Annotated in this window: 1 protein-coding gene; it reads right to left on the bottom strand. The window is 23.9% G+C overall.

Annotated elements, in window-relative coordinates; translation table 11 throughout:
- The coding region (locus AWT72_RS09805; RefSeq protein WP_371440145.1) for a hypothetical protein at positions 1–2,956 on the bottom strand (2,956 nt) is incomplete at both ends.

Genomic DNA, 2,956 nt, shown 5'->3' with positions numbered 1-2,956 from the left:
ATCTTTTTCTACTCCTAATGTTTCTATTGCTGTTGCTAATCCTTTTGCTGTTGATTCTAATTCTTCTCCAGCTAAATATATTTTCTTACTAAACACATCTGGTTTTGCTAAAGCATCTAATGTTTCTCTATTTGCATTTAAGTTTAACTCAAAATCATTCATTTTTGTTTTAAGACTTACTCCTGATGTTCCTGCTCTTAATGCAAATTGATGATTATGATTATTTGCTTTTAATTCTATTTTCTTTAAATTTTCCACATTTAATTTATTTAAACTTATTTCATTTTTATGTACTACTTCTTTTTTTATATCTACAAATTCTACTTCTCCATTACCACCTGTTGGTACTCCTGTAATATTAATTGATACATCAAAACCTGCTCCTACCTTATTTTTTGTTTGCGTATCTTTTACATCTTCTAATACTAAGTTTTTAATATTTCCACTTACAGTAGATTTATTTGATTTTACTCCTTTTAATTTTACATCTTTTACATTATTAAAGGTCTCAGATACATTTGTCATTTCATTTAATTTATTAAGTTTTTCTTTTTGTACTTCATAAGAACCTTTTGCTGCTACATCAAAATTAACTGGTTTTATTCCACCATTTGCAAAATCTACTCCTATACTTGCTCCAACACTCACTGATGCATCTATTATTTCTCTTTTATTATTTGCTACTTTAACATCTTTTATTACTTTTTCAACATTATTATATTCAATATTAGTATCTTTTACTATTGTTGATACATATTTTACTTCTTCGTTATTATTAAATGTTAATTTTCCACCTGTTAATGTACTACTTTTCACTTCTTCTTCATGGTTTATATCTGTTACATTATTTATATCTAAACTTGAACTTAAATTTGCTGACACATAGCCAGATAAATCTTTTTTTACTTTTCCACTTGCTAAATCTTTTTCTACTTGACCATTAGTTAAACTTTTATCAGGAATATTTACATATTTACCCTTATTATCTTTTACTTTTAAATTTCCTGATAAGTTATTTACTGCTCCTACAAATCCATTTCCTGCATTTGATACTGCTTTATCTAGTCTTCCTTCTGTAACATTTTTTATTGCTTTAGCACCTTTTACAAGATTTCCTACTATTGGTGAACTTACATTTATACGATAACCATAATTTATTCCTGTTGTATTTACTACACTATCTCTTTTATCTTTATTTGCATCAAATAATACATTTTTTGCATTTACTACTAAATTCCCATATTTTAAATTAGTCGATGTAAATTTAGCTACTTTTTCTATCTTACTATTTCCTAATAATGATATATTAGAATTTTCATGTTTTGTTTCTGTCCCTTTTACATTTCTATTAGTTATGTTTAGACCTATTCCTGCATTACTTGATTCTAATCCTATATTAGCTTCTACTTTAACTCCACCTCTATATGAATTTTCATTTATTTTATTATTTAATTTAGTCGTATTTGACTCTATTTCATTTATATCTGCGTTATTTAACACTACATCTGATGATAATACTTTCATTTTATTTATCTTTGCACTATTAGTTACTTTAAGACTTGATCTTGCATTTGATTCATACTCATTATCTTTTTTATCTACTTTATGACTAAATAAAGTTACACTTGCTCCTGCTGACAAATTTTCTGTTTCACTACTACCATTTAAACTATGTTTTATTAATTTAAGATTACCGTTTGAATCTTTTTCTATTGTAGTATAATGTGCTTGTATATCATCTATTAATTTAAAACTTGAAGACATAGATTTTTCTTTTGATTTTAATACTTTTGCTTCTACATTTAACTTATCACTTACTATTAAATCTTTGGCTTGTAATTTTGATGCTAATAAATTTAAATTTTTAAATTCTGCTATTCCATTTACTTGTATATTTGAACCTTTAGCTTTTTCTATACTAATATCAAATTTTTTATTATATAGAAATCCTCTTTCTTTTAATTTAACTTTATCTTGTAATACATCAGCGGTAACTAGAACATCTCCTTTTGCTTTTAAGTTATTAACTAATATATTCGAATCTTTTATTGTTGCTTTTTCAGCATCTAAAAATAAATTTTTTGCTTTAATATTACTTGCAATACTTTCTTCTAATTCTCCTTTTTCAGTTTTATGATAAAAAATTCCATTTTCATCTACTGTTTTATCTATTTTTATTTTATCATTTTCTAATAATAAGTTTTTAGACTTTAGTAATACATTTTCAGATGCTAATATATCTGTTGCCTTTAATTTTATATCTTCTGCATTTATTAATATATTTTTACCTATTAATTTACTCTTATAATAATCTTCACCTAATATTTTTTTGTTTTCTACACTATTACCTATAAATCTTTCTTTTATTTTTTCTTCTGTTATTAAATTTATTGTTTTATCCCCTGTTGTTTCTAATTTCTTTGTTTTAATACTTAATATATTATCTGCTATTAACCCACCATTTCTTAATTTTGTATTATTACTTTCTACTGATATATTAGTATGATGCAAACCAAAATTATCTATATTTAATTTATCTGTTTTTAAATATAGATTTGATAATTTACCCTTTACTACTTTGTCTTGTCCATGACCTTTAAAGTTTGATTCTTTTGTTTCTAATGTTATTTCTTTTCCTATTAATTCTGAATTAGGTAGGTATAGATCTACTACTTTTGTTGTTTTTTTATCTGATAATTTTCTTTCATACAATGCCCAGTTATTTACATTATATAGTTTATTAAACCAATAAGTTACTTTTTCTCTATATTTTAATTTTTCTATAGCATCTTGGAAAATGAATTCTTCTTTTTTTACACTTGATATATTATTAAATACTTTTGTTTTAATTACATTTGAATTTTCTGCATTTATTATACCATCTTTATTAGTTATCTTATCTTCTATTTCTAGTTTAATATCAGTTCCACTTAATTCAGATAATTTTATTTTTTTC

Origin of the sequence: Oceanivirga salmonicida (genome assembly GCF_001517915.1) — a bacterium.
Taxonomy (GTDB): Bacteria; Fusobacteriota; Fusobacteriia; order Fusobacteriales; family Leptotrichiaceae; genus Oceanivirga; species Oceanivirga salmonicida.
This window is presented reverse-complemented; position numbering and strand designations above follow the sequence as displayed.